The organism is Bradyrhizobium sp. Leo114, assembly GCF_055229415.2.
The window spans coordinates 14210-40858 of record NZ_JBUYEN020000006.1; the positions used below are offsets into that span (position 1 = coordinate 14210).

At 61.4% G+C, this 26649-nt stretch carries 25 protein-coding genes; 16 read left to right on the forward strand and 9 right to left on the reverse strand.

What is annotated here, in order from left to right; all coding sequences use genetic code 11:
* Positions 1 to 21 precede the first annotated feature (21 nt).
* The 16 genes from ACZIRK_RS09050 (at position 22) to ACZIRK_RS09125 (ending at position 16179) form a co-directional block, all read left to right on the forward strand.
* On the forward strand, positions 22 to 783 hold the full coding sequence (locus ACZIRK_RS09050) for a DeoR/GlpR family DNA-binding transcription regulator (RefSeq protein WP_028161902.1): 762 nt from the start codon (positions 22 to 24) through the stop codon (positions 781 to 783).
* Positions 776 to 2065: an allantoate amidohydrolase gene (locus tag ACZIRK_RS09055; RefSeq protein ID WP_463327176.1), complete on the forward strand. Its 1290-nt coding sequence runs from the start codon at positions 776 to 778 to the stop codon at positions 2063 to 2065. The genes ACZIRK_RS09050 and ACZIRK_RS09055 overlap by 8 nt, the downstream gene beginning before the upstream one ends.
* On the forward strand, positions 2062 to 3027 hold the full coding sequence (locus tag ACZIRK_RS09060) for a phosphotransferase (RefSeq protein WP_463327177.1): 966 nt from the start codon (positions 2062 to 2064) through the stop codon (positions 3025 to 3027). The genes ACZIRK_RS09055 and ACZIRK_RS09060 overlap by 4 nt, the downstream gene beginning before the upstream one ends.
* A 34-nt stretch (positions 3028 to 3061) precedes the next feature.
* Entirely contained in the window at positions 3062 to 3997 is a 936-nt protein-coding gene (locus ACZIRK_RS09065; RefSeq protein WP_463327178.1) for a phosphotransferase, read from the forward strand.
* Positions 3997 to 4785, forward strand: a complete 789-nt coding sequence (hisN, locus tag ACZIRK_RS09070; protein WP_456641262.1) for a histidinol-phosphatase — start codon at positions 3997 to 3999, stop codon at positions 4783 to 4785. Before ACZIRK_RS09065 ends, hisN begins: the two co-directional genes overlap by 1 nt.
* Before the next feature lie 9 nt (positions 4786 to 4794).
* A complete protein-coding gene (locus ACZIRK_RS09075; protein WP_463327179.1) occupies positions 4795 to 6186 on the forward strand; it encodes an ethanolamine ammonia-lyase subunit EutB in 1392 nt (463 codons plus the stop codon).
* 1 nt (position 6187) lies between these two features.
* The gene (gene eutC, locus ACZIRK_RS09080) at positions 6188 to 6946 is read left to right on the forward strand and encodes an ethanolamine ammonia-lyase subunit EutC (protein ID WP_456641260.1); all 759 of its coding nucleotides are present in this window, start codon (positions 6188 to 6190) and stop codon (positions 6944 to 6946) included.
* Positions 6947 to 7173: 227 nt separating this feature from the next.
* Positions 7174 to 8724 (forward strand): filamentous hemagglutinin family protein, encoded by a 1551-nt coding sequence (locus ACZIRK_RS09085; RefSeq protein ID WP_463327180.1) that lies wholly within the window; start codon positions 7174 to 7176, stop codon positions 8722 to 8724.
* 883 nt (positions 8725 to 9607) lie between these two features.
* On the forward strand, positions 9608 to 9886 hold the full coding sequence (locus ACZIRK_RS09090) for a hypothetical protein (RefSeq protein ID WP_130222627.1): 279 nt from the start codon (positions 9608 to 9610) through the stop codon (positions 9884 to 9886).
* A gap of 254 nt (positions 9887 to 10140) precedes the next feature.
* On the forward strand, positions 10141 to 12096 hold the full coding sequence (locus ACZIRK_RS09095) for an APC family permease (protein ID WP_463327181.1): 1956 nt from the start codon (positions 10141 to 10143) through the stop codon (positions 12094 to 12096).
* Positions 12080 to 12301 (forward strand): hypothetical protein, encoded by a 222-nt coding sequence (locus tag ACZIRK_RS09100; protein ID WP_474417710.1) that lies wholly within the window; start codon positions 12080 to 12082, stop codon positions 12299 to 12301. Before ACZIRK_RS09095 ends, ACZIRK_RS09100 begins: the two co-directional genes overlap by 17 nt.
* A 4-nt stretch (positions 12302 to 12305) precedes the next feature.
* A complete protein-coding gene (locus tag ACZIRK_RS09105) occupies positions 12306 to 12773 on the forward strand; it encodes a metallophosphoesterase family protein (protein WP_463327183.1) in 468 nt (155 codons plus the stop codon).
* A 483-nt stretch (positions 12774 to 13256) separates the two neighbouring features.
* Positions 13257 to 14471 (forward strand): hypothetical protein, encoded by a 1215-nt coding sequence (locus tag ACZIRK_RS09110; RefSeq protein WP_474417712.1) that lies wholly within the window; start codon positions 13257 to 13259, stop codon positions 14469 to 14471.
* Positions 14464 to 15087, forward strand: coding sequence for a YtxH domain-containing protein (locus tag ACZIRK_RS09115; RefSeq protein WP_130222635.1), 624 nt, complete (start codon positions 14464 to 14466; stop codon positions 15085 to 15087). The genes ACZIRK_RS09110 and ACZIRK_RS09115 overlap by 8 nt, the downstream gene beginning before the upstream one ends.
* The gene (locus tag ACZIRK_RS09120) at positions 15071 to 15463 is read left to right on the forward strand and encodes a phage holin family protein (RefSeq protein WP_463327185.1); all 393 of its coding nucleotides are present in this window, start codon (positions 15071 to 15073) and stop codon (positions 15461 to 15463) included. Before ACZIRK_RS09115 ends, ACZIRK_RS09120 begins: the two co-directional genes overlap by 17 nt.
* Positions 15460 to 16179 (forward strand): hypothetical protein, encoded by a 720-nt coding sequence (locus ACZIRK_RS09125; RefSeq protein ID WP_463327186.1) that lies wholly within the window; start codon positions 15460 to 15462, stop codon positions 16177 to 16179. Before ACZIRK_RS09120 ends, ACZIRK_RS09125 begins: the two co-directional genes overlap by 4 nt.
* A gap of 156 nt (positions 16180 to 16335) precedes the next feature.
* On the opposite strand, the gene ACZIRK_RS09130 is transcribed toward ACZIRK_RS09125, so the two are convergent.
* From ACZIRK_RS09130 to ACZIRK_RS09170, 9 genes are all read right to left on the reverse strand, one after another.
* A complete protein-coding gene (locus ACZIRK_RS09130) occupies positions 16336 to 17373 on the reverse strand; it encodes a YihY/virulence factor BrkB family protein (protein WP_474417714.1) in 1038 nt (345 codons plus the stop codon).
* Between the two features lie 170 nt (positions 17374 to 17543).
* Positions 17544 to 18608, reverse strand: coding sequence for a UDP-glucuronic acid decarboxylase family protein (locus ACZIRK_RS09135; protein WP_463327188.1), 1065 nt, complete (start codon positions 18606 to 18608; stop codon positions 17544 to 17546).
* A gap of 13 nt (positions 18609 to 18621) precedes the next feature.
* A complete protein-coding gene (locus tag ACZIRK_RS09140; RefSeq protein ID WP_463327189.1) occupies positions 18622 to 19746 on the reverse strand; it encodes a CgeB family protein in 1125 nt (374 codons plus the stop codon).
* Positions 19743 to 20831, reverse strand: coding sequence for a CgeB family protein (locus ACZIRK_RS09145; protein ID WP_463327190.1), 1089 nt, complete (start codon positions 20829 to 20831; stop codon positions 19743 to 19745). The genes ACZIRK_RS09140 and ACZIRK_RS09145 overlap by 4 nt, the downstream gene beginning before the upstream one ends.
* Entirely contained in the window at positions 20828 to 21958 is a 1131-nt protein-coding gene (locus ACZIRK_RS09150) for a CgeB family protein (RefSeq protein ID WP_463327191.1), read from the reverse strand. The genes ACZIRK_RS09145 and ACZIRK_RS09150 overlap by 4 nt, the downstream gene beginning before the upstream one ends.
* A complete protein-coding gene (locus ACZIRK_RS09155) occupies positions 21955 to 23067 on the reverse strand; it encodes a glycosyltransferase family 4 protein (RefSeq protein ID WP_463327192.1) in 1113 nt (370 codons plus the stop codon). Before ACZIRK_RS09155 ends, ACZIRK_RS09150 begins: the two co-directional genes overlap by 4 nt.
* Positions 23064 to 24350: a TIGR04295 family B12-binding domain-containing radical SAM protein gene (locus tag ACZIRK_RS09160; protein WP_463327193.1), complete on the reverse strand. Its 1287-nt coding sequence runs from the start codon at positions 24348 to 24350 to the stop codon at positions 23064 to 23066. The genes ACZIRK_RS09155 and ACZIRK_RS09160 overlap by 4 nt, the downstream gene beginning before the upstream one ends.
* Positions 24347 to 25411, reverse strand: coding sequence for an NAD-dependent epimerase/dehydratase family protein (locus ACZIRK_RS09165; RefSeq protein ID WP_456641244.1), 1065 nt, complete (start codon positions 25409 to 25411; stop codon positions 24347 to 24349). The genes ACZIRK_RS09160 and ACZIRK_RS09165 overlap by 4 nt, the downstream gene beginning before the upstream one ends.
* On the reverse strand, positions 25408 to 26523 hold the full coding sequence (locus ACZIRK_RS09170; RefSeq protein ID WP_463327194.1) for an NAD-dependent epimerase/dehydratase family protein: 1116 nt from the start codon (positions 26521 to 26523) through the stop codon (positions 25408 to 25410). Before ACZIRK_RS09170 ends, ACZIRK_RS09165 begins: the two co-directional genes overlap by 4 nt.
* Positions 26524 to 26649: the final 126 nt, after the last annotated feature.

A 26649-nucleotide genomic window follows, 5' to 3' on the forward strand; every position in this document is an offset into this window, starting at 1 on the left:
CGTGGCAATCGGGGAACGTTCATGAGCTTCACGGAGCATCGTCTTGAATTGATCCGCGACATGCTGCGGCAGAAGCAGCGGGTCCACGTCAGGGAATTGGTCGACCACCTCAAGGTCAGTCAGGAGTCGATACGGCGGGATCTCCGGGAGCTCGAGACGCAAGGTTTCGCCCGCCGTGTTTATGGCGGTGCGGTGATCGACCGGCAGGAGAGCGACCAGCCTTTTGCCGAGCGTTTGCGCGTTGGCGCGAGGGAGAAGGCGCGGATCGGTGAAGCCGCCGCGGCTCTGGTCAAGGATGGCATGAAGATCTTTGTTGACGAGGGGACGACGGCCCTTGCCTGCGTGAAGCACCTTGAGGCTCGCAAAGATCTTACGATTGTGAGCAACTCGCTCGCGGTGGCGGCGCACTTCTACTATCTGTCGACCCCCAGCGTGCGCGTGCTTGGAGGACGGCTGCGCCCTGATTATCAGGCGACGTTTGGGCCAGAAACCGTGACTGCGATGAAGGAGCACTTTTTCGATCTCGCAATCATCGCAATCAGCGCCGTCCATGTCGAACGCGGTTTTATGGATTATGGCGAGGACGAAGCGATCGCGCGGCGCGTTGCGCGCGCACAAGCTAAGCGATCGGTAATCGTCGCCGACAGCTCCAAATTCGGCCGCCTCGGTTCGATCCATACATTCGGGTTGGGCGACGTACATGCTGTCATCACCGGGGCCGTCCTGACCAAGGACTTTTCCGACCAATTCCTCAAATCCAACTTGGAAATCATCTATGCCTGACGTTGTCTCCAAGCACGCTCCCATCAATCCATCGCGTCTTCAGGCAATGATGGAGGAATTGTCGGCGTTCGGCGGTGGGCCGGATGGATCCATGAACCGCTTGACCCTCTCGAAAGAGGACGGCGCAGCGCGTAATTGGCTTGGCCGCTGGTTCGCGAGCAACGGGTTTGTCCAGGCCGTCGACGCCATAGGCAATCAGTTCGGCAGCTTGTCGCTTGCCGGCGCGAATGCGCCGGTCATCATGGTCGGCTCACATGTCGACAGCCAGCCCAATGGTGGTCGCTTCGACGGCGCTCTCGGTGTCGTCTCGGCCTGTGAGGCCGTGCTTGCCGTCTCAGAGCGTCTGAAGGCAGAGAACAAGCTATCGGCCTGCAATTTTCGGGTGGTGAACTGGACCAACGAGGAGGGCGCGCGTTTCCAGCCAAGCCTGTTGGGCAGCAGCGTGTTCGCCGGAGCGGCCGAGCTTGAATGGGCGCTCGACCGGGCGGATGGAGATGGCGTCACCGTTCGCCAGTCGCTTGAGCAGATCGGTTATGCGGGCGGAGATAAAATTGCGCTGCCCGACGCTCTTATCGAACTTCATATCGAAGGCGACAAGGTGCTGTTTGAGGCGAGTGAAAAATTCGGCATCTTCACCCGTTTCTGGGGCGCAACGAAGTACCGTCTCGCTTTCCTCGGCCGCCAGGCGCATACTGGGCCTACACCGATGGCTGAGCGCAGGGACGCGCTGCTCGGTGCCGCCTACCTGATCGCCGATTTGAAGGAGATCGCCGGCGAGCACGGGTCGGATTTGCACACATCGGTCGGTCGGCTGGAGGTCTTTCCCAACTCCCCAAACACCGTTCCATCGGAAGCCGTTCTCTTCATCGAGTTGCGTTCGGGCTCGCCCGACGTCCTCGCCGAGGCTGAGCGGATGATGAAGATCAAGATGGAGGCGGCGGCCAAGAAAGCCGGTGTGACCTATGAAATCAGGGCGATTGATCGGCGCAAGGCGGGCCGCTTCTTCCCGGGACTGATTTCGCTGGCCGAACGAATGGTCGCGAATTACGGCGAAACGGCGCGCCATCTGGATACGATCGGTGGCCATGATGCAGTGGCAATGTCCAGTGTCTGCCCCTCAATTGTCCTGGCAGTGCGTTCGCGCGACGGCGTGATCCATCATCCGACCGAGTTCACCAGCGCCGAGGATCAGGCTTTTGGGACGCAGGTGCTGGCGGACATGCTCTACGCGATTGCCAGCGAAGGGCTGCAGGCGGCTAATCCAAAAGGAGCTGCAGCATGAAAGCGCTCGGGAAGCCGCAGACGGCCCTGGAGGCGCGCGCCGAGCGAGCCATCCAGAGCTTTCCGATAATCGATGCCGCGAGCGCGACCTATGCAGCATCTGCGGCGCCGGTTGCATCGCCGTCCTATCACGCGGTCGAGTCGACCTCGTTCGACGTAGCGCCTGATGGCCAGGAGGCAAGCTTCTTTCTTCGGCTGGGAGGTGACGAGGTCGCAGAGCTGGTCGACGACGACGCGGGGTTTGCAGCGGCGCGTCGTCTTCACAGACTCGGTCTGTCGCCGGAGCCTGTCGCACGAGTACCGGACGAAAGGGCCGTGCTGTTCGCGCGGCTCGGCGAAGGCTGGCGAACTGCCAAGATCGACGACCTGATGCACGAGAGTGCGGCTGCCCGTCTCATCGAGATGCAGAAGACGATCGCCACAGGCGAGCCATTCGGGCGACGTTGGTCTGTCTTCGATGGCATCGATCGGCTTTGGCCGCTGGTTTCGGAGGCCAGCAACATGCTCCCGGGCGATGTGGAATGGATGCTGGCATGGATGGCTCCGATGCGTGACGCGATCGCTGCGGCGGGCGTCGAACTAAAACCAGCGCACGGAGACCCCCATTCGTCCAATGTCATGCTCGGTCCGAACGAAGCGATGATGTTGGTCGACTTCGACATGGCCGGTGACATCGATCCCTACTACCAGCTCGGCGTGCAGATGAATGAGCTCTACCAGTTCGAAAGCCAGATGAAGCCACTTTTGGAGATGCATGACGGCAACTTCAGTGAGAGGGCATTCAACCGGTGCAGGATCTACGCCGCTGCCGACGACTTTTATTGGGCGCTCCGCAGCCTGCTGCAGGATGCACGGTCACCCCGCCAGGGCCTCGAATTCCTGAAATATGCGGGATGGCGTTTCCTGCGCTGCCGGATGCTGCTCGGGCACCCCGGCTTCGAGGAACGGGTCCGATCTCTCTAGAGCGTTTTCGAGCCAGAGAAAGTGAGACAAGGTTATGCTTGAAATCGGTGCGGCCAGGTCAGATGCCGAGCGAACGCTCGAGGCGGCCATTGTTCAGGTGGAGGCCTGGAAGCCCTGCCGCTTGTCCTATCGGCCGGTCTCCGGCGGCATCAGCAACACCAATTTTCTCGTGCGGGTCGATGGCGATCCGGTTGGATACTTTGTGAAGATACCGGGGCGCGGCACCGAGATGTTCATCGATCGCAGCGCGGCGCGGGCGGCAAGCAAACAGGCCGAGGCAATGGATGTCGGGCCGAGGACGTTTGACTTTCTCGACCACCTGGACATCGAGATTTCCGAATTCCTTGATGACCGGCGAGCCTCCACCCATCGCGACTTCGTCGATCCCGCCTTTCGCGCCACCGTGGTGAGCATGTATCGCCGCTTGCACGAGGCGCCGCCACTTCCGCTGACCAAGACCGTATTCGACATGATTGAGGAGCACTATGAGCAGGTGAAGCAGCTCGGCGGCTACTGGCCCGAGGACCATGCCTGGCTCTACCGTCAGTATAAGCAGGCCCGGGCGGCTCTCGAGGCGTCCGGGCTCGATCTCGTGCCTTGCTTCAACGATCCAATGCCAGGGAATTTCCTGGTCGGGGACGACAAGTCGATCAAGCTAATCGACTTCGAATATGCATCCAACAACGAACGGCTTTATGACTTGGCCATCTGGAGCAGCGAGCACTTCTTCTCGGAGGATGTCGAGCAGGAAATCATCGAGGAATATTTCGGCCGCTATGACAAGCGATGGCACGCGCGCTTCATCGTCCACAAGGCGCTCGCCGACATCAAGTGGAGCACCTGGGCGCTGGTGCAGAACCGGATGTCGACGTTGGATTTTGATTTTTACAAATATGGCATATGGAAGCACATGCGCGCGCGTTCCATCATCTATGACCCGCGCTGGCCGTCATTCCTGAAGGCGCTGTGATGGTCAAACTTGCCGTGGCGGTAGACGATGCGGATGTCTACCTTTCCTTCGCCGCCGAGCTCGCTGACGCGGTCAGGCCCATCGTGCTGTCCTATTTCCGCACCCCACTGGATGTCATTTCCAAGCCCGATGCGAGTCCGGTGACGATTGCCGATCGAACCGTCGAACTGCACCTCAGGGAACGGATCGAGGCGCGTTATCCCGACCACGGCATCATCGGTGAGGAGATTGGGGTCAAGCGCGGCAACGCCTTCACATGGGTCATCGATCCGATCGACGGCACCAAGAGCTTCATCACTGGCTTTCCCTTGTTCGGTACGCTGATCTCGCTGACTTATGAGGGGCAGCCCTTCTGTGGTTTGATCGACGCCCCGGCCACCGGCGAGCGGTGGATGGCGAAGCCCGGTCTGACGTTGTTCGGCGGCAGATTGGTCCGGACGAGCGCCTGCGAAGCCATCGCAGATGCCCGTTTCTATACGACGTCACCCGATATGTTCGCGAACGAGGACGCAGAAGTGTTCGAGCGGCTTTCGAGATCCGCCAAGCTGCGGCGTTTTGGGGGTGATTGCTACATCTATGGTCTGCTCGCGTCGGGACATTGTGACATCGTTCTGGAAACGGGACTGCAGCCATATGACTATATGGCCCTGGTTCCGATCGTGCAGGGGGCGGGGGGATGCATCACTGACTGGAAGGGAAGCCCGCTTTCAATTCATTCCGAGGGGCGCGTGTTGGCGTCTGCCACGCCGAAACTTCACGCGGAAGCGCTGGCCCTCATCAACCGATAGCAAGCGATCATGCCCTACAAGACGACGATCGAGCAGACGGTCTTCAGTTTCGCTGACCTCAAGGATCTCTTGGCCAAGGCGACGCCCGAGCGATCGGGCGACCAGCTTGCCGGCATCGCTGCGGACGGACCGGTCGAGCGGCTTGCCGCGCAGATGACGCTGGCGGACGTTCCCCTCAAGACATTCCTCGCCGAGGAATTGATCCCCGCCGACTGGGACGAAGTCTCGCGCCTGATTGTCGATCGCCATGACCCGGCGGCTTTCGAGATCATCTCGTCGCTGACCGTTGGTGAATTCCGCGAATGGCTTCTCAAGCCGGAAACGGGCCAGCGGCAGCTTGAGGCGGTGACGTTCGGCCTGACGCCTGAGATGGTGGCCGCGGTCTCGAAGATCATGCGCTTGCAGGATCTGATCTCAGTGGCGTCCAAGCGGGAGGTCGTCACCCGCTTCCGGTCGACAATTGGACTGAGGGGGCGGCTTTCGACGCGCAATCAGCCAAACCATCCGACCGATGACTCCTACGGCATTGCCGCCTCCGCAATCGATGGGCTCCTGATGGGGTCGGGGGATGCGGTGATCGGGGTAAATCCGGCAACCGACACCGTGGATGACTATGTGCGCATTGTCTCGCTCCTCGACGAACTGCGCATGCGCCTTTCGATTCCGACGCAAACATGCTGCCTGGGTCACGTGACGACTGCCATCAAGGCAATCGCTGCGAAGGCTCCGGTGGATCTCGTGTTCCAGTCGATCGCCGGATCGCAGAAGGCGAATGACGGTTTCGGCGTCAGTTTGGCGCTGCTCAAGGAGGCACATGAGGCTGTACGTGACCTCGGGCGCGGTGCGATCGATGCGAATTTGATGTACTTCGAGACCGGACAGGGGGCGGCACTTTCGGCCGAGGCGAACTTCGGCGTCGATCAGCAGACCATGGAAGCCCGCGCCTATGCGGTTGCGCGCGAATTCAGGCCCTTGCTCGTGAATACCGTGGTTGGATTCATTGGCCCGGAATATCTCTTCAATGGAAAGCAGATCATTCGTGCCGGCCTGGAAGATCATTTTTGCGGTAAGCTGCTCGGCTTACCGATGGGAGTGGACGTCTGCTACACCAACCACGCCGACGCCGATCAGGAAGACATGGACGCGCTGCTGACCCTGCTTTGCGCGGCCAACGTCAACTTCGTCATCACCGTTCCCGGCGCGGACGATGTGATGCTGAACTACCAGTCACTCGCGCATCATGACGCGGTCTATTGCCGAGAAATCCTGAAGCGTCCGCCGGCACCGGAGTTCGAGCGATGGCTGGTGGATATCGGGTTGACCGACATGGCCGGCCGCCTCTTGGACGCCCCGCCGAGGCTCGCTGATCGCATTGCGGATGCCAGGCTGCTCGGAGCGTGACGTGAAGGATGATCTGGCAAAGGAAACGGCAGGGTCGGTCGACTTGCGGCACATGACGGAAGCGCGCGTGCTTCTGGGTCGATTTGGTGCCGGGCTGCCAACGCGCGCCGCGCAGTTGTTTCTACTCGATCATGCACGCGCGCGTCAGGCCGTCTGGTCTGCAGTCGATTGGGCTTCACTTCGAGCCAACCTTGCTGATCTAAGTCCGGGAACGGTCGATGTCGAAAGCCAGGCCGTCGATCGCGGCACCTATATCCGACGCCCTGATCTGGGCCGAAAACTCTCTCCGGAGTCCGCGGAGCGCCTCGCAGGTATCCATCCGGGTTGTGATGTCGTGATCGTGGTGGCGGATGGATTGTCGGCTAGCGCCATCAACATCAATGCCGTGCCGCTTGTGCAAGCGATCGTCGAACGTCTTTCATCTCGGCAGCTTTCCATGGCACCGCTGATTTTGGCATCGCTCGCGCGCGTCGCGCTCGGTGATCCCGTGGCGGAAATCATCCGTGCTCGGGTTTCGATTGTGCTCATCGGAGAGCGACCCGGCCTTTCCTCAGCGGATAGTCTAGGCGCCTACATGACATGCTTGCCGAAGGCGGGTACGCCCGATTCAAGGAGGAACTGCATCTCGAATATTCGAAACGGCGGGCTGAGCGCCGACAACGCCGCGGATGCCGTGGTGTCGCTGGTTTTGGATATGCTGAAGGCAGGTACCAGCGGAGTCGCCTTGAAGGATGCCGTGGCGCGCTTGCCGACCAGCTAACGCCGACGGGCTTGCCGTGCGGATTTGGTTGGGTGTGTGTACCGAAAATCTCATCCGAGTTGATGACGTGATCGAATCGCCTAGGCGCCTACGACCTCTACCTCGCCAGCTTCCGCAATCCGGCGCATCTTCCCAACGAGAACGACTACGAGCCGAGCCGGATCTGTGCCCGCTCGGGTTCGATCATCGGCCCGGTTGCCACCACGACGACGTCCCGAAGCGTGACGATGTGGGCCAACGAGCAGACCTGGCTACGTGCCGGCAAGGACATCCGCAATGTCACGCTGGACCTGCGCAACCTTCACCGAACCGACACGACATGGCTGGAGGCCGGCAACGACATCATCAATGCCGACCTCTCGGTGGAGGGGCCCGGCTCGGTGCTGCTGACCGCCGGACGCGACGTCTACAATCCGCGAACGGTGAGCATCGGCAATCGCCGGTTCGACAGCAACAATCGCCCGATCACGGGAACGGACATCCGCGGCCTTCCCGCCGACGGCGCCTCGATCGACGTGATCGCCGGCCTGAACGGCAAGTCCCCGGACTACACGGCGCTCGTCGCCGCCTATCTCGATCCGGCGAAGGTCGCCGCAATGCCCGCCTATCTCACCACGACCGTCGACGGCCAGATCGTGCCGCTGTACCTGACGGATGCCTATGACGACACACGCGACGGCAAGCAGATCCAGCTCAGGCTCGTCTCGTTCGTCGCTGACGTCACCGGTCAGACCTTGTCGCCGACGCAGGCTTGGACGGCGTTTCAAACCTTGTCGCCGTTCATCCAGCAGCGTTTCATCCGGCAGGTCTACATGCAGGAGCTGCGCGAGGCCGGTCGTGACCAGAACGATCGATTGCTGACCGGCGGCTACAACCGCGGCTATGCCGCCATCTGCACCCTGTTTCCAGGCAGCGGCTGGAAGGGCAGCGTCGTCAGTCCGTCGGTCTACTTCCGCACCATGTCGGGCGGCGACATCACCGTGATGACACCCGGCGGCGGCTTTCAACTCGCTTCGCTGCAGACGCCGGTTCCGGACGGCGACGGCGTGGTCACGCTCGGCTATGGCAACATCAACATCTTCGCGCGCGACAGCGTCACCGTGAACCGCTCGCGCATTCTTACCTTCGCCGGCGGCGACGAGACGATCTGGTCGACGTTCGGCGACATCGATGCCGGCCGTGGCGCCAAGACCACCCGTGTGGTGGCCGCGCCCGACGTCAACACCAACGCCAACGCGGTGACCCGCGTGATCGAGAGGGCGGACATGAGCGGATCGGGCATCGGCACCGTCGAAGCCTTTACCGGTGTCCAGCCCGGCGAAGTCGACCTGATCTTGCCGGTCGGCACCGTGAACTTCGGGGACGCCGGTGTTCGCGTGTCGGGCAATTTCAACGTCGCCGCGCGGTTCGTCGTCAACATCGACAATCTCGCCGTGAAGGGAGAGGTGAAGGGGGTCCCAAAGGACGACGTCAAGATCGCGCCACTGACCCTCGATACTAAGGACAAGGCGGCAGCGGACGCGGTCAAGGATGCGACCCAGCAAACGCCCTCGGATCGGCCTTCGGTGATCATTGTTGAGTTTCTCGGCTACGGCGGCGGTGACGGCGAGCCGCGGCAGGACGAGGACAACACGTCGCGTCGGGCACCCGAACGCAGCGGTCAGTCGCCGGCTTACGATCCTGGAAATCCGGTTCAATTCGTCGGCATCGGGAAGCTCACTGCAGATCAGGTGCAAAAGCTGACGCCGAATGAGCGGCGCGCGCTCGAGGCGCAGTAGATGAAAGAGCGGGCAAGTTGAACGAGATCTTGACCGTTGAGACGCGATCGGGCCCGGATCTCTCAGGTTGCCAGCTCGACGCGCTGATGTGCCGCGCGGTCTTTTGGCGTACCGCCATGCGAACAAACCGGCGGCTTGCGAGTTATCCTCCATCACTGGCATGACACTACGCATGGTGGGCGCCGGTGGTCGAAAGACCGATCGCGCTCCCCCCTGCATACGAGGGAGCTGCGCCATGTTAAAGCGGCGTCGTTTTAAGAACACCACCTTGGAAGAGTTGCTCGCGGGCGAGGTGCAGCATCCGCGGAAAATGGCCGAAAGCAGGCCAGCTGGGAGCGAGAGAGAGCAGCTTATTCGCAAAGCTCGGCAAGCTGAAATAGCGTCTGACCTGATGCTGCGCCGATATCGCCGGCTCTCCTAGCTGGCATCGCGCGCAGAGCGAGCAGCGCTAATTTTTCTTCCAATGATGTTGTGGGTGCCCGGGGCAAAGCCAGTTGAACGGCTCTCCGGGATCGTCAGTGCGGTCAGCGGCGTACTTCGTCGGCATCAACTTCTCGGCCTGTACCAAGGGCGACTACAATCCTCCATTGAGGGCGTCACTCCCAGAACCGGAGCTCAACACACCCGCGTTTCGCCCGTTCCTGAGAGCATCCGCGCGGCTGGCCAATGGCGCTGGGCTTGAAGAACATGACGACGACAGGTGATCCGGGATCCCCGCCGCGATGCGGTTTTTGTCCGGAAACTCCGGCGCGGATCGGTCCTAGTTTACGCCGGATCATTCGCCGTCGAAATGGCCTGCCGTGCCGTCGCAAATAGCTCCAGCTCCCGGGAACGATCGCCGCTTTGCGGGTTTGAGCGTGGAGTCAGTATGGGAGGAGATCTCATGAGAACCTCAATTCTCGCGCTAGTCGTCGGTTTGGGAGCCGTGATCGCGCTGCCGACCATGGCGCAGCAGCAGACCGTGCCGAACCCACAGATGCAGGAGGAGGCGGACAAGGGCGCCAAGACCCGTCAGTCCGGTGAATCAGGCTATGTCGGCGAGCAGGAGAAGCCGGGTGCTTCCGCCCACGCCCCTGGACGACCCGCCGACCAGCCGACGACGGGATCCAGCAGTGGCACGAGCCGCACTTCGCCCTCCGGAACGGGCGAAAAATCTCGCTAAGCAAGTCCTCGAAAAAGCAGCGCTGTCTTCGCCTGCGACGGCCGCAAAGCGCCATCTCGAGATTCGTGCGCTGCTCTTCTCAGAGTCAGCAACACTCCACCCATTAGGAACCTACGGAATTTACGAGTCTTGGTGTTCGGAGCGTCTGACCTTGCGAATACGGCAGGCCGCGGGGCGCCCTCGACTTCGGCTGTGTCCCTCGGTGGGTAAGCTGAAGAATGGTATGATGTATCTTGTTGGTCGGGATAGTGAGTGTGAGCGCGCTTGATCTTCTTCTCGGACGACGCTTGGCCAACCGGGAGTTCAAGGAGCGCAAGATCGGGGCCTTTGAGGGCCTTCCGGCAATGGGACTCGATGGACTTGGCTCATCCGCCTACGGTCCTGAAGCCGCCCTCACCATCCTCATTCCGCTCGGAGCAGCCGCGACGTCCTTTATCGGCTGGGTCATGGCGCCGATCGTGGTCCTCCTTGCGATCTTGTTTGCCTCGTACTGGCAAACCATCCGAGCCTACCCGAACAACGGTGGTGCGTATGTCGTTGCCAAGGACAACCTCGGTACCAATCCTAGTCTGCTCGCCGCAGCGGCTCTGATGGTCGACTACGTCTTGAACGTTGCCGTCGGCATCGCGGCGGGAGTTGGCGCGCTGGTTTCGGCGGTGCCGATCTTGCACGCCTACATTCTCCCGCTGTGTCTCGGTATTCTCGCGCTCGTGACGATTGTGAACCTCCGCGGCACGCTCGATGCTGGCCGGATGTTTGCTTTGCCTACTTATCTGTTCGTGGCCACCTTCGGCATCATTCTCGCTGTCGGAGCTTATAAAGTCATGATCTCCAGCGGATCGCCCCAGCCGGCTGTCCCGCCGCCCCCAATGGGACACGCAATCGAAACCGCGAGTCTCTGGCTACTGCTGCGCGCCTTCGCAAGCGGCTGCACGGCGATGACGGGAGTGGAGGCTGTGTCCAACGGCATGACCGCCTTTCGTGAGCCGACGATTAACTACGGTCACCGTACGTTGACGGCGATCGTCGTCATCCTCGGCACGCTGCTGATCGGCATCGCCTTTCTCACTCGCGCCTATGGCATCGGCGCTATGGATCAGGAGCAGGAGGGCTACCGCAGTGTTCTGTCCCAGCTTGCGGCCGCCATTGTGGGAAACGGCGCTCTCTATTATGTCGCGATCGGTTCACTGCTGTGCGTGCTGGCTCTTTCGGCCAATACGAGCTTCGTGGATTTCCCTCGCCTTTGCCGCGTAGTCGCCCAAGACGGCTTCCTGCCCAAATCCTTCGCAGTTGCGGGCCGACGATTGGTCTTCGACGTCGGCATTCTATATCTGGCGTTCACATCGGGATTTCTCCTGACGGTCTTTGGCGGCATAACCGACAGGCTCATCCCACTGTTTGCGATCGGTGCATTTCTCACCTTCACCATCTCGCAAACTGGCATGGTATGGCATTGGCGCCGAGCCATTGCCGAGGAGGAAGCACCCAAGAAGGAACTGAAAGCCCATCTCGTGATCAATGCGATCGGTGCGATCACGACAGGTACTGCTCTCATCGTGATCATCGCGGCCAAGTTCATAGAGGGAGCTTGGATCACCATTTTGGTGCTTCCGCTCGTCATCGTTCTGCTCAAAACGATACGCGCCTACTATGACGAGCTTGCCACCCAGCTCCGCGATCCCGCCCCTTTGGATCTCAGCGGATTGGCTCCGCCTATTGTCGTTGTCGCGTTCGAGAGTTGGAACAGGCTGAGCGACAACGCTTTGAAATTTGCGTTGAGCATCTCGCCGGAAGTCGTCGCCGTTCATCTCCTACAGCTATCGGGTCCAGATGTCGCGGATGAACAGCGAATTCTTCGCGACCAATGGCGAAGAGATGTCGAGGTGCCGGCAGAGCAAGCGGGACTCCTGCCTCCACGCCTTGTCGTTCTCCAGGCGCAATACCGCGCGATTCAGCAGCCGATGTTGAGGGTGATCGATGAGATCAGAGACAAATTTCCCGGTAGGCGACTCGCGGTGCTGATCCCAGAAGTGGTTAAACGACGTTGGTACCAACACCTGCTGCATACGCATCGCGCCCTCCGGCTGCGCTCTCGACTAATCGGACTCGGACAGCCTGATGTGACCGTGATCAACCTTCCGTGGCGGTTGGACCTGGACAATGAGCCCGGCAAGGAGCGAAGCGCCGCCAGAGGTGATCGGTCCGCTTGAGCATGCGGCAAGCAAGATGCTCTTCGTTCGCACTCTTACGGCAGATGCGATGCTCGTTCCGATCGATCATAATGGGCTGGCGACGAAGCTGAGCGAGGCGGGCGGTTGCTTTGTGTTGGCTGTCGTTGGCGTCGCATTGTTCTATAACGGCAAGGATAGCGCCACGTCATTCGACCCGAACAAGGGCACCGCACGAGGACACTGACGCATTGCTCAGGATCGGAGTCATCTCGGATACCCACGGCCTGCTGCGTCCCGAGGTTGAGCCACGGCTCGCCGGGGTCGCGCATATCATCCATGCCGGCGATATCGGTCGCCCAGACGTGATCGCCCGGCTCCGCCGGATTGCGCCTGTGACTGCGATCAGAGGGAACGTCGATACCGGCGACTGGGCGGAGCGCTATCCTGACACCCAGAGGATAAGGCTCGGCGGGCGGTCCATCTACATCCTGCACAACCTCCAGGAATTACGGCTCGATCCTGGTTTGTGCGGTATTGACGTGGTCGTTTGCGGCCACTCGCATCGACCGCAGATCGAGACCATTGACGGAGTGCTTTATCTCAATCCCGGAAGCGCTGGGCCCCGGCGCTTTAAGTTGCCTGTGACCCTGGCCATTCTTGAGCTGACCGCAAGTGGCCTTCGGCCTGTAATTCACCGTCTCGCTTGTGCGGACTAATCGCCAGCAAAGCGCCTCTGCCAAACGTCACTGTCGTCTTCCCCAACGAGGTCCTCTCTCCTCCAATCAAGCTCGTAGGTTCAAATTTGTGAGGACCATCCGGAGTTCCTAGGAAAGAGGACCGTGCGCTCTTGGGACAACGCTGCTGTCACTTGCGGCGGCTCAACGGAGCATCAGGCCGATCTGACGTAGCAACGGAGAGCCTGCGAGGCGCTGGACGAACTTGCGCGCAGGCACCCTCAACGTGATCCTCTCCCACGATCGTACCCATAGGAACGAAAGGGCCGGCAACGAGTAAGGTCGTTCTCTCGGTATTCTTATTGCCAAGAGTCTATCCGACCAGACAGTCTCGGCCACCTTGGCGGGACTGTCTGGGGTAAGCGAGCTGGTCAATGATTTTTCCTCGTACCGCAGCATCTGCCTGTCTATCGTCGTTTCGCTTGCGACGAGATGAAGCTGCTAATCGAGGAACCAACGCGGTGAATGCAGGTTCGGCTTCCAGATGAATTTAGGTGTACAAACATGACTCAAACTGACGCGCGTTCGCTTCAACAGATCAGGCAGGAGACCGAGCAGACTCGGGCCAGCCTTACGCAGACGGTCGAACAGCTTCGCCATAGCGTCACGGACACGGCTCAGGACATACGGGGGCGCATCAGTCCGGCCGCTATCAAAGCCGAGGTTTCAGGCTTCGTCCGCTCCCGCGGTGAGCAACTGCTCGGCGATGTCACCACCGCGGCACGGGAGAACCCGATGCAGGCAGTCGCCGTAGGCGCCAGTCTTGCCTATCCGTTGTTTCGCCTTGCTCGAACGGTGCCGTTCCCGGTGTGGATGATCGGCGCCGGCCTCTACCTGGCGAGTTCCAACAGCGGCAAGGCAGCGACGCAGAAGGCTTCGGCCATCGCCGCTGATTTGTCTGACGACGTTGTCCGTCGCGCACGCGGCTTCAGCGACCAAATCGCCGATGCCACTAATAGCGCTAAAGAAGCCGTCATGGGCGGTCTTGATCGGGTGACCTCCGCCGGAGCCGAGCACGAACGCGAGGCGGGCAGCTCCGCTCAGACCGCGCTGATGTCGGGCTCTGAGCGGCTACGCGGGGCAGCAGAATCGACCAGCGCCTCGGTCAGGAGCAGCGGAGCCGAACTGAGAGATCACATGGCCGGAAAGATTGGCGCTGCTGCTGGTTCCGTGAGGGACATTGCAGACGGCGCGACCTCGACAGGTCAGAGGCTTGCAGGGGCGGCCAAGGATTCGGCAAGCGAGACGTTGAGATCGGGACGGGAGACCGCCTCCGATTTGGGAGATCGTGCAACGAAAACGTTCCGCGAGACGATTGAGCAGAATCCGCTTCTGGTCGCTGGCATCGGGCTGCTCATCGGCGGCGTGATCGCCAGCGCGCTTCCGCGAACCGAGCTGGAGGACGACATGGTCGGTGAGACCAGCAGCTCGGTCAAGCGTCGCGTACAAACCGCTGCGTCCCACGGTTTCGAAGCCGCAAAAGACGCTGCCGGAGAAGCCGCCCGGCGCGCGGCGGACCAGGCCGAAGCGGAGGGGCTCAGCGCGGATGGCGTGCGTGAGGGAGCGAATGACTTGGGGCAACGCGTCCGCCGAGTGGCAGAGGCTGCAGTGACCACAGCCTTCGAACCACCAGAGGACAGTCAATCATCAGGTTTCCACGGAGAAGATAGTCATGGCTGACCAGGTTTTTACCGAAAAGAGTTCCGATCCTGCGGAACAGGATTTCCAGGAAGCAGGTCGCGCCGCGAAGAGCGCGGGCGAGCAAGCTGCCTCTGCGGGGCGCGACCTCAAGGATCGGGCAGCGGAGATGGCAAGTTCCTCGGCGGATGCCATCAAGGACCAGGCCTCGGAGTTCGTCGAGGCCGCCAAGGATTTGGGATCGCAGGCTGCCGATCGGGTCAAGGAAACGGTTGACGATCGGAAAGATGCCGGCGCTCAATACGTCAGCAACATTGCCGAAGCGATGCGAAGGGCAGCCAGCGAATTTGACGGCGACCTGCCAGTTGCCGGCACCTACATGCGCAAGGCGGCGTCGCAGGTCGAAACCGTGTCGGCCTCGCTGAAGAACGGCGATTTCGATGATCTCCTGCGCAACGCGAGGACTTTTGCACGCCGGCAGCCGACGGCATTCCTCGGAATAGCCGCGCTTGCGGGATTCGGCATGGTGCGGTTTCTGAAAAGCTCAGCCGAACATTCAGGGGACACCGGCCCGCGCGTAACGTCCGGGGTTGGTCAACGGGATGGAATAAGCCGTCAGTCCGAAACTCGAGGGTACCGCGATGGCATCTCAAGCTAGCCGTTCGATTCCAGATCTTGTCGGTGATGCCGTCAGCCAGCTTGCAAAGTTGATCGGCAATGAGTTCGAGCTTGCCCGGGCTGAATTCTCGGAAAAAATTAGCCAGGCGGGTCGGGCAGGAGCGATGATCGGCGCCGGGGCGGTCATTTTCATTCCAGCCCTGGTGTTGCTGCTGATGTCAGCAGCTGCTGGCCTGATGCATGCCGGGCTTTCCGACCCGATTGCCTATCTCCTCGTCGGGGGTGTCTCAGCTTTAGTCTCGGCGGGGCTAGTCTGGATTGGGCTGAGCAGGCTCTCGGGTGATGCCCTCAAGCCAACGGTCACGATAGAGCAGGTTCAACGTGACAAGGCGGCAGCGAAGGAGATGATGCGATGAGGGACGTTTCAGAGACACGATCGGATTTTCTGCGCGGCCTCGGCGACGCGGCGAGCCGGAACCCGCTCTCGGCTGCGCTGATCGGCATGGGGGTGGTATGGCTATTCAGCCGCGGTGAACTGGGTCGTACGACGGACGCAGTGCGTTCGGGTTTTGATCGTGCCACGGATACTGCACAAGGTGTCCTGGAAGGCGCCGGGTCGACCGTTAGGTCCAGCGTCGGCTCGGCCGCCGAAACGCTTCAGGACAGTGCTGCCGGAGTGATCGATCGCACCGCGCACCTGGGCCGCCGGCAGGCCGACACGCTTTCCGGATATGCGAAGACGGTTCCTGATGGGGCGGCTGGGACAATCGAAAGCGTGGGGTCCGCCCTGGCTGATCTGTTTCGAAGACAACCACTTGCGCTTGGGGCTGTCGGTATTGCCGCGGGCGCGTGCATCGCTTCAGCGTTCCCGACAACGAAGGCCGAAGCGGAGTACCTCGGCGAAGCGAGCGAGGCGGTGAAGGAAAAAGCTCACGAGTTCACGGCCGAGCAGGTAGCTCGAGCGGGTGAAGCAGCCGGAAAGGCAGTTCACGCTGCGGCTGACGAGGCGCGCAAACAGGGTCTTACGATCGAGGGAGCCAACTCGGCTGCAAACGAGATGGCCGCGAAGTTCGAGCGCGTGGTCGACGCAGCGGAGCAGGGGGCATCCGCGAAGGCTGACGCGATGCGCTAGGATCGAGGAGACGCGAGCGGCCGAGAGCGGGTGGTCGCTGACCCATTATCTACAGAACTCGCCCGTACACGGGGCGCCGAGACCGTAACCGACTAGGAGATTGCCAGCGATAGGTCGTAGGTTCCTAGCAACGAGGCGTCCGTTGCTACGCAGATGTCAGCTCGTCTTTTGTTCTCCTACCGTGTCCGCCATGCGTGCGCCTCGCGCGCCGAGCGGCTTGCCTGAACCATCGGTGCTGTCTCGTGCCGTCTGATGTTCGACTTCAGCGTTGAGTTCTGCGCTCACCAGTATGACGATGGTCGACATCCACATCCACATCATCAAGCCAATCGCTGCCCCCAGCGAGCCGTAGGTCGCGTCGTAGTTGGCGTAATTTGCAAGATAGAAGGAGAAGGCCGCAGATCCGGCCAGCCAGCTCAACGTCGCGAAGACGCTTCCGACCGTAAGCCACCGCCATTGTGGGGAACGTCGGCTTGGCCCATATCGATATAGTACAGCCAGTCCGAACAGCATGGCCAGGACGAGGACAGGCCAGCGGCCAATGCGTAGTAGGTTATCGGCAACCGAGCTCGCCCCGAATGTCCCAAGGATGACGGGCAGAGCTACCACCCCGCTGATGGCAACAAGTGCGGCGATGATGCCTCCGAAGGTGAACGCCAACGAGACGGCGTTCAGCTTGAAGAAGCCGCGCTTCTCGTCCTCCTCATACACGACGTTGAGCGCATCGATGACTGCCTTCATGCCCCCGTTTGCACTCCACACCGCGAGAAAGAAGCTGAACGCAAAGGCAAACCCAAGCTTGGTATTCCCCTTCGCAACTACGCGATCGACCTGATCTCGCACGATGTCCAAGGCGCCCTGCGGTAGGAGGCCGGCCAACGCGGCCAGATGGTTATTGATGGCCGTCGGCGAAGAAAACAGCGCATAGCAGGATACGATTGCTGTGATCGCGGGGAAGAGCGCAAGCAGTCCGTAGAACACGACACCCGCCGCGACGGCCAGAACCCTGTCCTTATTGATCTGTTCGTAGGTCCTGAGCAGGATGTCCTTCCATCCCGCCCATGGAATTTGCCAGGGAGACGTCGCGCCGCGGCCACGATGATCCTGTTCCGCCGGCTCTCCGAGCCGATCGCGGGCTTCACCTGCTTGACCTGCCTTGTCTCTCGGCGGATCTGGAAAGCGAATACTGGACATGGCGCATCGAAACGTTTCCGATTCAATCGTGGCGGACGGACATCGTTCCTGAACGCCTATTCTGGTGGAAGGAAGATTCGCCACAGGATGGCGCCAGGAGAGCATCCCGTCTGTTGCCATCGATCCGCTGCGTTGCACCTCGCGCTCACCTGTTCAAGCCGCCGTCGGCGTCACTGCTGGCTGGCGATGGTCAATCGAGCGCGCGCTGCATGTGGGGGGTTCCGCGAGGCGTGCGCTGGCACCAGCACTGGCATCGCCGTCGCAACACGCAACGCGAAATAGGCGATGGTTGCCTGCAGGCCTTCTTTCAGCGCGATACGCGGACGCCAGCCTAGCGACCGCTCGGCAGTGTCGATCACCGGCTTGCGCCGTTTGGGGTCATCCTTCGGCAGCGGCTCAAAACGCAGCGGCGAGGCCGAATTGGTATAGGCGAGAACTTCACGCGCCACGGACTCGATGGTGATTTCCTGCGGGTTGCCGAGGTTGCAAGGCCCGCTGATGGAGGGCGGGCTCTCCATCAGCAATTCGAGCCCGCGAATGAGATCGTCGACAAAGCAGAAGCTTCGTGTCTGCGTTCCCTTTCCATAGATCGTGATCGGTTCGCCGCGCAGCGCCTGCACGATGAAATTCGACACCACGCGCCCGTCGTTCTCCAGCATGCGCGGCCCATAGGTGTTGAAGATGCGCGCGACTTTCACCTCGAGGCCATGGGTTCGGTGATAGTCGAACATCAATGTCTCCGCAGCACGCTTTCCCTCATCATAGCAGGCACGCGGACCGATCGTGTTGACATGGCCGACATAGGATTCGGGTTGCGGGTGCACCTCGGGATCGCCATAGACCTCGCTGGTCGAGGCCTGCAGGACGCGGGCCGATTTCTTCCGCGCGAGTTCCAGCAAGTTCATGGTGCCGACGACGCAGGTCTTCATCGTACCGATCGGATCCGCCTGATAGTGACGCGGTGAAGCCGGACAGGCAAGGCTATAGATCTGATCGATGTCGTCATTGATACTAAGCGGATCGCGCACGTCACATTCGACGAACCGAAAGTTCGGATGATTGAGCAATGGGCGGATATTGTCGACCGTGCCGGTGAACAGATTGTCGACGCAGATCACAGTCGCGCCCCGCTGCAGCAGCGAATCGCAGAGATGCGAACCGATGAAGCCGGCGCCCCCGGCGATCAGCACGGTTTTGGTGCGGCGGGAAGGCCGAAGGCGGACCTGAAACGTCATGGCATCTCCTCTCTCATATCTCGGTGACCTGCATCTGCGGGCTGATCGACGGCCGGGTGGATTTGCGGCAGCGCCGCGCGGTTGCCTCGAGATAATGGGCTTCCAACTGCCGGGCGCGATGTTCGGGCGTGTGATCGGCCAGGATGCGCCTGCGCGCGTTTTCGGCGATCGTCCGCCGGCGTTCCTCAGGCATCTCGCGAAGGATCTGGACCACCTCGCGCGTTTCGGAGACCAGGAGGATCTCCATCGATGGCATGAAAATCGTTTCGATCCCGCGCCATCGATCGGAGATAACCGGCGTTCCGCAGGCGGCGGCTTCGAACAGCCGCACGCTCGGTGAAAAACCGAGCGTGCGCATGTCGGCGCGGGTGGCGTTCAAGGCGAAGCGCTGCTCCGAATAGAATTGCGCGTGCAGGGTCGGCGCGAGATGCTCGATCCGTTCGACATTTTCGCGCCAGGCGAGATGCTCTGGATATTGCGATCCCGCGACTGCGAATCGTTGATCCGGCAGTATTCCGGCAGGCGCAAGCAGCAGTCGCTCCAGCAGCGGCTGCCGGTCTTCGCTATAGGTGCCAAGGTAACCCAGCGACCACTTGATTTGCGCCTCCCGCGGGCGGTAGAGGCTCGTATCGGCGCTGCAATAGAGGACGCGGGCGAGCGGACTGCCAAAGTCATCCTCGATCATTTTCGGCACCGGTCCACCGCTAAAGGACAAATAGAGATCAAAGCGCGGGATCATGGCGCCGGAGATGTAGCCTAGTCCTCGATCGAGTCCAGCGAGCGTGACCGGCGTATCGATGTCGTAAAAGGCCGTTATTCCCCGCGCATGCGTCGTCACCCATTCGGAGATCGCGATTCCGTCCGGCACGTAGGAGCCGATGATCACCAGATTGGCATCGCGGATCAGCTTGCCGAACCGTCGGGCAAGCTCCGGCAGCGACTGGTAGAGCTTGACGGTCCATGTCGACGGCTTTGCAAGGTCTCGATGATCGCGGTACCATGGAGCGTCCCGCTCGAGGAACGTGACGCGGTGGCCGCGCTTCGCGATGGAGTCGATTAAGGCACGGTAGGTGGTGGCATGACCGTTGCCCCAGGAAGACGTGACCGAGAGCCCGATGACCACAATGTTGAGATTCATTCTGCTGCCTCGATTCTCTTGTCCATTCCCACGAAAAGGTCATCGAATTGGCGCGCTCGGTGGCGGTAGGTGTGAAGGCTGAGAATGCGTGCCCTTGCGCGCTCCGCGATCGCATGTGCGCGCTCCGGGCTCAGTGAATTCAGGTGCTCTGCCACCTCGGTACCGTTGGCTGCCACCAGCACTTCACGATTCGGTTCGAGGAAATGGTCGATGCCTTCCCAGTCGTCGGTGATCAGGCACGCGCCAGCGCCGATCGCTTCGAACACACGGGTCGGCGGCGAGAACCCGTAACGGGCCATGCTGTTGCGGTTGACGTTCAGCGTCGCAAGAGCAGAGCCGAAGAACGCGTTGTGATCGCTGGTGCCGACGTGCCCGACCTTGCGAACGTTGGACGGTGCCTCCTTGCTCTCCCAGCCGGATCCCCCCAAAGTAAAGGTCTTGCCGGGCGTCCGGGTCGCGACATCGAGGAAAAATTGATCGATGCGCTGCTCGCGGTCGGGCAGGCGGTTGGCAAGCAGACCGAGATCGCATTCGAATTTGGTGTCGGCCGGCGCCGGAAAATGCGTCGCCGGATCCAGCGCATTGTAGATAGGAACGCAGTCCCGGGCGCCCATCGCGCGATAAGCTGCCGCGACGCAATCCCCGCCGCCGTAGGTGAGTACGATGTGATAACGCGGGATCGCTTTGCGCAGATGATGGCGTGGATGGCTCGACATCGCATCCAGCGTGGCTGGCGCGTCGACATCCCAGTAGATGCGGATCGCGCTTGATGGAATCTCAACAATCGCCTTTTCCAATTCGACGTCAAACACGCCGACGCCACTCGCCTTGATCAGCAGGTCCGCGGAACGAGCGGCGACCTCCAGGGAGCGCTGCCATCCCTCCGGCGTCGCCGGATAGACGACTACCTTGGCCCACGATGGATCGTCGATATCGCGATGAGCCTGTCGCTCGAATGCATCGGGCTCGAAGAAGGTGATGTCATGCCTGAGCGCTGCGATTTCCTTCAGCATGCCGCGGTAGTAGGTCGCGGCGCCGTTCCAGTAGGACGAGACGAGGCTCGAACCGAAGAAGCAGATCTTCATGCGATGGCTCCTTCGTGTTCGGCGGGCTGCGATGACGGACGCGCGCCTTGAATCCCATCGACGATGTTGAGAAGCTGCATAGCGCGATGGCCGCAGGTGTGACGGCTTTGGATCACTCGGAGACCGATTTCGGCGGTTTCAGCCGCGAACGCCTGGTCGTTCAGAAGCGTCGCCAGCACGCGGGTCATCTGCGCTCCGTTCTCGGCTCGCAGATAGGCGTTCTGCGGGAACATATTCTCAATGTCGTCCCAAGGGGCCGAGACGATGGGAATGCCGCAGGCCATGGCTTCGAACATTCGGATCGTTGGAATGCCTGGCAGCGATCGTGCATAGGGGCCACGCGGCACATGCACAGTGGAACGCGCGGTAGCAAAGGCCGCAGCCGCGCGATGCGCCGGAAGCCAGCCGCGGTATTCGATGCCGGCTTGCTCAATCGCGCGGTGCGCGGCTTCCGAATAGCGGACGCCGTAGATGCGTGTCTGGGCGCTCAACTCCAATACTGGCCGAACCAGAAACTCGTTGAGTTCGGCAGCGCGCTCGCCATCGCCCCAATTGCCGATCCAGACCACGTCATGGGTTCGCGTGATATGCGGCAGCGGGCGATAGAGCTTTGTATCAGCCGCTTCGTGCCAGGTGAATGCACGCTCGGCCCATCCGAGCCGCAGATAGATCTGACGAAGTGCTTCGCCGAAGGCGAGTACGCCGTCGAATCCATTGAGGTCGAACCGCGCAAGCTCGTCGGGGGCGGTGACGGCGCGATGATGGGTGTCATGGAACAGAAGCGCGTAGGGTGCGCCGAGCGCGCGGCGGCGGCCGATCGCTTCGATCAGCTCCGGCGGATTCCATTCATGGACGATCACAAGCCCAGCGCCATCCAGCGCCTCGTCGAGGTCGAGTGAGGCGTCATATTGGCGGATATCGACGCTGGGAAAAAGATCCGCTACCTCGCGAAGGGTATTCGAACCACTGTCACGGATCGCATTCGTCCGGCTCCAGCCATCAGCAGGTTCATAGACTACGACCTCGTGACCGAGCGCGCCGAGCTCGCGGGCGATGCCGCGGAGGAAATGGGCATTGCCATTGTTCCAGCAGGATGTGAACGCATGACAGAAGAGGATGCATTTCATGCGTGCATCTCCAGCTCATGCCTTGAAACGGGCCGCCGCGCGTTGGCCGCCAGATTCGTGTACAGTTGCAGATAGGCGCTCGCCGTCCTCGCCAGGGGGTAGCGCTGCGAGCGCGCCCAGGCGTCGCGTTGCAATTGTGCTCTCTTGTCGTCGTCCGCGCATAACGCATCGAGGGCGCGACGTAGGCCTTTTCTGCTCGTCGGATCAACGAATACGGCAGCGCCGCTCCATAGCTCGCGGAAGGTCGGAATGTCGGATAGGATCAGTGCACATCCTGCGGAGGCAGCTTCCAGGACCGAAAGGCCGAACGGCTCGTAGAGCGCCGGACTTGCGAAGATCGCCGCACGTTGCATGCGGGCGCGCAACTCGTCGTGGGAAAGATGGCCTAGCCAAGAAACGCTGGCTGAGGCGGCATCATCGGCGGGGCCCGCGATGTGTAGCGGCCAACGGACGCCTTTCGCTGCGTCGGTCAGTGTTGCGATGTTCTTGGCGCGATCCCATAGCCGGCCCGCCGCAAGGATGTAGTCTTCCTTCTTGTGTGGTGGAGAAGCAGGTGCGATGCCGTTCCGAATCACCAAGCCGGGCGCGCTGGGGTGGTACAGATCGGAAATGACGTCGTAGAACGCACAGCTCGGGCTGACCCACGCTTGCGCCCGGCTCAGGCCCGCGACGATAGCGGCCGTGTAACGTCGCCAGGCCGGCCTATCGAGCCATGCGGTATCGTGACAGGCGAGTCCCCATGACTTGACGCAGGAGTGCGCCACCACGAGCACCGGCGCATGCCACTCAAACGCCGCCTCACGGAAGCTGTTGAGATGAACGACGTCAGGCCGGACCTCTTCCTCCAGCTCGGCAAAGGCGCGCTGGGCGACCGGTCGATCGCTGTCTTCCGGATCCTGCCATTCGAGTGCAAGGTCGGTCTCGATCAGGTGCACGCGATCATCCTTCAGCATTGCGCGCTGGTCCACTCTCGCGCGCGGCCCCATCGTCACAAGATGAACCTCGGCGCCGGAAGCGGCGAGCGCTGTCGCAAGCGCGGAAGCATAGGTCCACACGCCGCCGACGGTATCCGACGTCATCAGAATCCTGAGATTCGCGGATCGGCTCATGATGCAACCTGCAGCTCGAGCGCGGCGAGTGGAACGGGACGTTCCTCCTGGACGTCGCTGAATTGGTCGAACATCGCAAGGTAGTGCTGGTGGGCACGCTCCCAGGCGAAATCATCAGGCTCGCCCCAAAGCTTCCGGTAATCCGGCGAACCGGGATATGGATAGAGCGGCACCGGATCGTTGGCCCACACGCCGGCATCCTGCATCCGGCGGCGCCAGCGCTGGACGACGGGATCCTCATCCTCCGGCATCTCGATCAGGTTGGCTTGCACGAACGGCACATGCCGGCGCGCTTCGACCAGCTGATCGGCAAGCTGGTCGGTGGTCATCTTGCAGTTCTTTGCCAGCGCTGCCCGTCCTTCCGGCGTCAGGCTCTCGACGCCCGCCTCGATCGATACGCAGCCGGCACGGCCGAGCAGCTCCAGCATTTCGGGACGCCACAGATCGATCCGTGTCTGCACGCCGAATTTGAGCCCGCGGCTAGTCAGGCCCTGCAGTAATTCGGCATTCGGCAGGAAGATCTCGTCGATGAAATAGAGATACTCGATGCCCTGGCTTCGCAAGCGGTCGATCTCTTCCAGAACGACGGCGGCAGGGCGCTTGCGATAGGCGTTGCGGAAATTTTCCTTGGCGCAGAACGTGCAGTTATACGGACAGCCGCGCGATGCCTCGACCTCGGCGCCGCGGCCGGTCGGCTCCGCCTCGAAGCGATGATGGTGATGATGATGCCGTCGGATCATTTCGGTCGGCCAGCGCAGCGACGGCTGGTCCTTGAAGTTGACCGCCTGAGGTCCGCCGTTGATGCGAATTGAAGTGCCGTCAGTGAAGCACAGCCCAGCGAAATCGCGCTCACCATTGGCGAGCCGCAGAAGCGAGTGCTCGCACTCGCCCATCACGACGACGTCGACGCCAAGCTTCTTCAGCGCCGCCCTCGGCGTGGTCGACCCGTGCGGCCCGACGGCGACCAACTTCGGTGCAAGTCCCCGCAGTGAAAGTGTAAGCTCCTGCGGAACGCGCAGTTCGGGCGGCGCGCAGCGCCAGAACAGATACGTTGGCGCCGTGGTGACCACGACCATATCTGGCTTGAACGCGTGGAGTTCCGCCTCGATTCCCGTGAGCGAAAGGCCGAACATGTGCGCATCGAGCAATAGCGTCGGATGCCCGGCTTCGCGCAGATAGTGCTCGGAGATCCCGAGTTCCAGGGGCAGGTGCGGAGAGCGGCAACCGAAATAGATGCTGCCGTCGAAATTCCAGTTTGGATTGATCAGGGCGACACGCCTCATGCTGAGGCCTCCCTGTTCGGCATCGATTGTCCAAAACGGCTGTCAAGCCATGCGTGCAGGGTGTACAGCCCTTGCTGTAGGGAGATCTTCGGCATCCAGCCAAGCGCGGTGGAGAGCGCTCGCGTATCGGTGACGTACCAGGGCTGGTCGCCAGGTCGCCAATCCGCAAATGTGTATTTCGTCTTGCGACCGGTCAGTTGCGTGATGCGATCGATCAGCTCAAGCAGGCTCACTGAGTTGCACGGGCCTCCCCCCAGATTAAACACGCGGCCGCGCACCAGTGCGATCCGGTCCAGCGCAGTCAGCCACGCATCGGCGGCATCCGAGACGTGCAGCGCGTCGCGGACCTGAAGGCCATCGCCATAGATTGTCAGCGGGGTGCCGCGGATGGCGCTCAGGAGGAAATGCGCGATCCAGCCCTGGTCCTCGGTCCCGAACTGTCGCGGTCCGTAGATGCAGCTCATGCGTATGACGACAGCCTGCAGGCCGAACACGCGGGCATAGTCGCGGACATATTGATCGGCCGTTCCCTTGGAGCAACCATAGGGGCTATAAAAGTCGAGCGGAGCGTTTTCGGATATTCCGTCCGAGAGCGTTTTGCTGACGGGCGCATAGCGGGCGCCGGTTCGCATGATCTGTGTGTCGTCGATCAGCCGGCCATACACCTTGTTCGTCGACGCAAAGAGCATCGGCGCGGATTTGTTGTGAAGGCGCACGGCCTCGAGCACATTGATGGTGCCGCGGGCGTTGATCTCGAAATCTCCGACCGGATCCGCCACGCTGTCGGTGACGGCGACCTGGGCCGCAAGGTGAAGCACGGCACGAGCTTCCCTCACGGCATCGATGACAGGAATAGGATCGCGGACATCGGCGACGACGATGTTGACCCGGTCGCCGTGTCTGGACTTGAGCCACTGCGCATTCTCGCGGACGCCGGCGCGGGCGAGATTGTCCAGGATGAGGACACTATTACCGCGGTCGGCGAGCCGGTCGACGAGATTGCAGCCGATAAAGCCGCACCCGCCGGTGATCAGCACAGGCCTGTTGTCTCTGTTCGTCATGCGACCAATCCTCGTCGCGACAGTTCCGCCGCGGCTTGCTCGGCTTGGTCATCGGCGATCTGGTCCGCCAGATAATCAGCCAACTCCGCAAGGCCGTCTTCAAATCTGACGCTTGGCTCAAAGCCGAGCAGAGCGCGGCTCTTGGCTATATCTGCAAAGCAGTGCCGGATATCGCCGGCGCGATATTTGCCGGTGATCTCTGGCGCAATGTCCGAGCGTTCCATGACCCGGGCGAGATCGCGCGCGACCGAGACGATCGTGCGGCTTTGGCCCGAGCCGACGTTGAACACGTCATTCATCCGATCGGTCTCGATCGCGACCCGGCAGGCGCGGGCGACATCCTTCACATGAACAAAATCGCGCCGTTGCAAACCATCCTCGAACACCAGCGGACGGCGGCCATTGAGCAGGCGTGCGGCAAAGATCGCCAGCACGCCTGTATAGGGATTCGACAACGCCTGGCGCGGGCCGAACACATTGAAGAAGCGCAGAGCGATGGTCGGAATGCCATAGGCATTGCCTGTAATAAGGCACATGCGTTCCTGCGCATATTTGTTCAGCGCATAGATCGAGCTCAAGGAGGGCGGCTTGGTTTCGGGCGTCGGCACGGGGTCGAGGATGTGGCCTGCGGCGTCCCGTAATTCCCACTCACCGTTTCGGAGCTGGTCAATCGGCCGTTCATCCGGCGCCAGCTCGGCATGATGATCTACGGCGCGGTAAAGGCCTTCGCCATAGATGCTCATGGAGGAGGCGACGACGAGACGTTCGACCGGACGTCTCGTCAAGGCTTGCAGCAAGGTCGCGGTGCCGAGTTCGTTGGTCCGCACATAGGAGTCGATGTCATACATGCTCTGGCCAACACCGACTGCCGAGGCCAGGTGCAGGACTATATCGGCGCCGCGCAAGGCACGTTCGACGGCAAGCGCGTCGGTGATGTCTCCGACGACAAGTTCAGCCTCCCGATCGAGATAGGAGGGACGCTCGCGTTGCGCACCATGAATCTGGGGCGAGAGGTTGTCGAACAGCCTGACTTCGTAGCCAGCGACAAGCAGCGCGTCCGCCGCGTGGGAGCCGATGAAGCCAGCGCCACCGGTAATCAATACTCGTGTCATTCGCCTTCGCTTCCTTGCCAAATGTCAGACCGGGTCTTGCGACCAGCCAGGGATGAAAGTGGGTGCGCGCTCCGATGGCCGATCGACCGACGCGCCAGTCACATTTGGAGTCAGAAGCGGTGCAAC

Coding starts and splice junctions, on each gene's coding strand:
- ACZIRK_RS09050 (WP_028161902.1), top strand. CDS start 22: ATGAGCTTCACGGAGCATCGTCTTGAATTGATCCGCGACATGCTGCGG.
- ACZIRK_RS09060 (WP_463327177.1), top strand. CDS start 2,062: ATGAAAGCGCTCGGGAAGCCGCAGACGGCCCTGGAGGCGCGCGCCGAG.
- ACZIRK_RS09140 (WP_463327189.1), bottom strand. CDS start 19,746: ATGAATCTCAACATTGTGGTCATCGGGCTCTCGGTCACGTCTTCCTGG.
- ACZIRK_RS09065 (WP_463327178.1), top strand. CDS start 3,062: ATGCTTGAAATCGGTGCGGCCAGGTCAGATGCCGAGCGAACGCTCGAG.
- hisN (WP_456641262.1), top strand. CDS start 3,997: ATGGTCAAACTTGCCGTGGCGGTAGACGATGCGGATGTCTACCTTTCC.
- ACZIRK_RS09150 (WP_463327191.1), bottom strand. CDS start 21,958: ATGAAATGCATCCTCTTCTGTCATGCGTTCACATCCTGCTGGAACAAT.
- ACZIRK_RS09130 (WP_474417714.1), bottom strand. CDS start 17,373: ATGTCCAGTATTCGCTTTCCAGATCCGCCGAGAGACAAGGCAGGTCAA.
- ACZIRK_RS09160 (WP_463327193.1), bottom strand. CDS start 24,350: ATGAGGCGTGTCGCCCTGATCAATCCAAACTGGAATTTCGACGGCAGC.
- ACZIRK_RS09085 (WP_463327180.1), top strand. CDS start 7,174: ATGTGGGCCAACGAGCAGACCTGGCTACGTGCCGGCAAGGACATCCGC.
- ACZIRK_RS09120 (WP_463327185.1), top strand. CDS start 15,071: ATGGCATCTCAAGCTAGCCGTTCGATTCCAGATCTTGTCGGTGATGCC.
- ACZIRK_RS09055 (WP_463327176.1), top strand. CDS start 776: ATGCCTGACGTTGTCTCCAAGCACGCTCCCATCAATCCATCGCGTCTT.
- ACZIRK_RS09125 (WP_463327186.1), top strand. CDS start 15,460: ATGAGGGACGTTTCAGAGACACGATCGGATTTTCTGCGCGGCCTCGGC.
- ACZIRK_RS09115 (WP_130222635.1), top strand. CDS start 14,464: ATGGCTGACCAGGTTTTTACCGAAAAGAGTTCCGATCCTGCGGAACAG.
- ACZIRK_RS09170 (WP_463327194.1), bottom strand. CDS start 26,523: ATGACACGAGTATTGATTACCGGTGGCGCTGGCTTCATCGGCTCCCAC.
- ACZIRK_RS09135 (WP_463327188.1), bottom strand. CDS start 18,608: ATGACGTTTCAGGTCCGCCTTCGGCCTTCCCGCCGCACCAAAACCGTG.
- ACZIRK_RS09075 (WP_463327179.1), top strand. CDS start 4,795: ATGCCCTACAAGACGACGATCGAGCAGACGGTCTTCAGTTTCGCTGAC.
- ACZIRK_RS09110 (WP_474417712.1), top strand. CDS start 13,257: ATGCAGGTTCGGCTTCCAGATGAATTTAGGTGTACAAACATGACTCAA.
- ACZIRK_RS09090 (WP_130222627.1), top strand. CDS start 9,608: ATGAGAACCTCAATTCTCGCGCTAGTCGTCGGTTTGGGAGCCGTGATC.
- ACZIRK_RS09165 (WP_456641244.1), bottom strand. CDS start 25,411: ATGACGAACAGAGACAACAGGCCTGTGCTGATCACCGGCGGGTGCGGC.
- ACZIRK_RS09155 (WP_463327192.1), bottom strand. CDS start 23,067: ATGAGCCGATCCGCGAATCTCAGGATTCTGATGACGTCGGATACCGTC.
- ACZIRK_RS09145 (WP_463327190.1), bottom strand. CDS start 20,831: ATGAAGATCTGCTTCTTCGGTTCGAGCCTCGTCTCGTCCTACTGGAAC.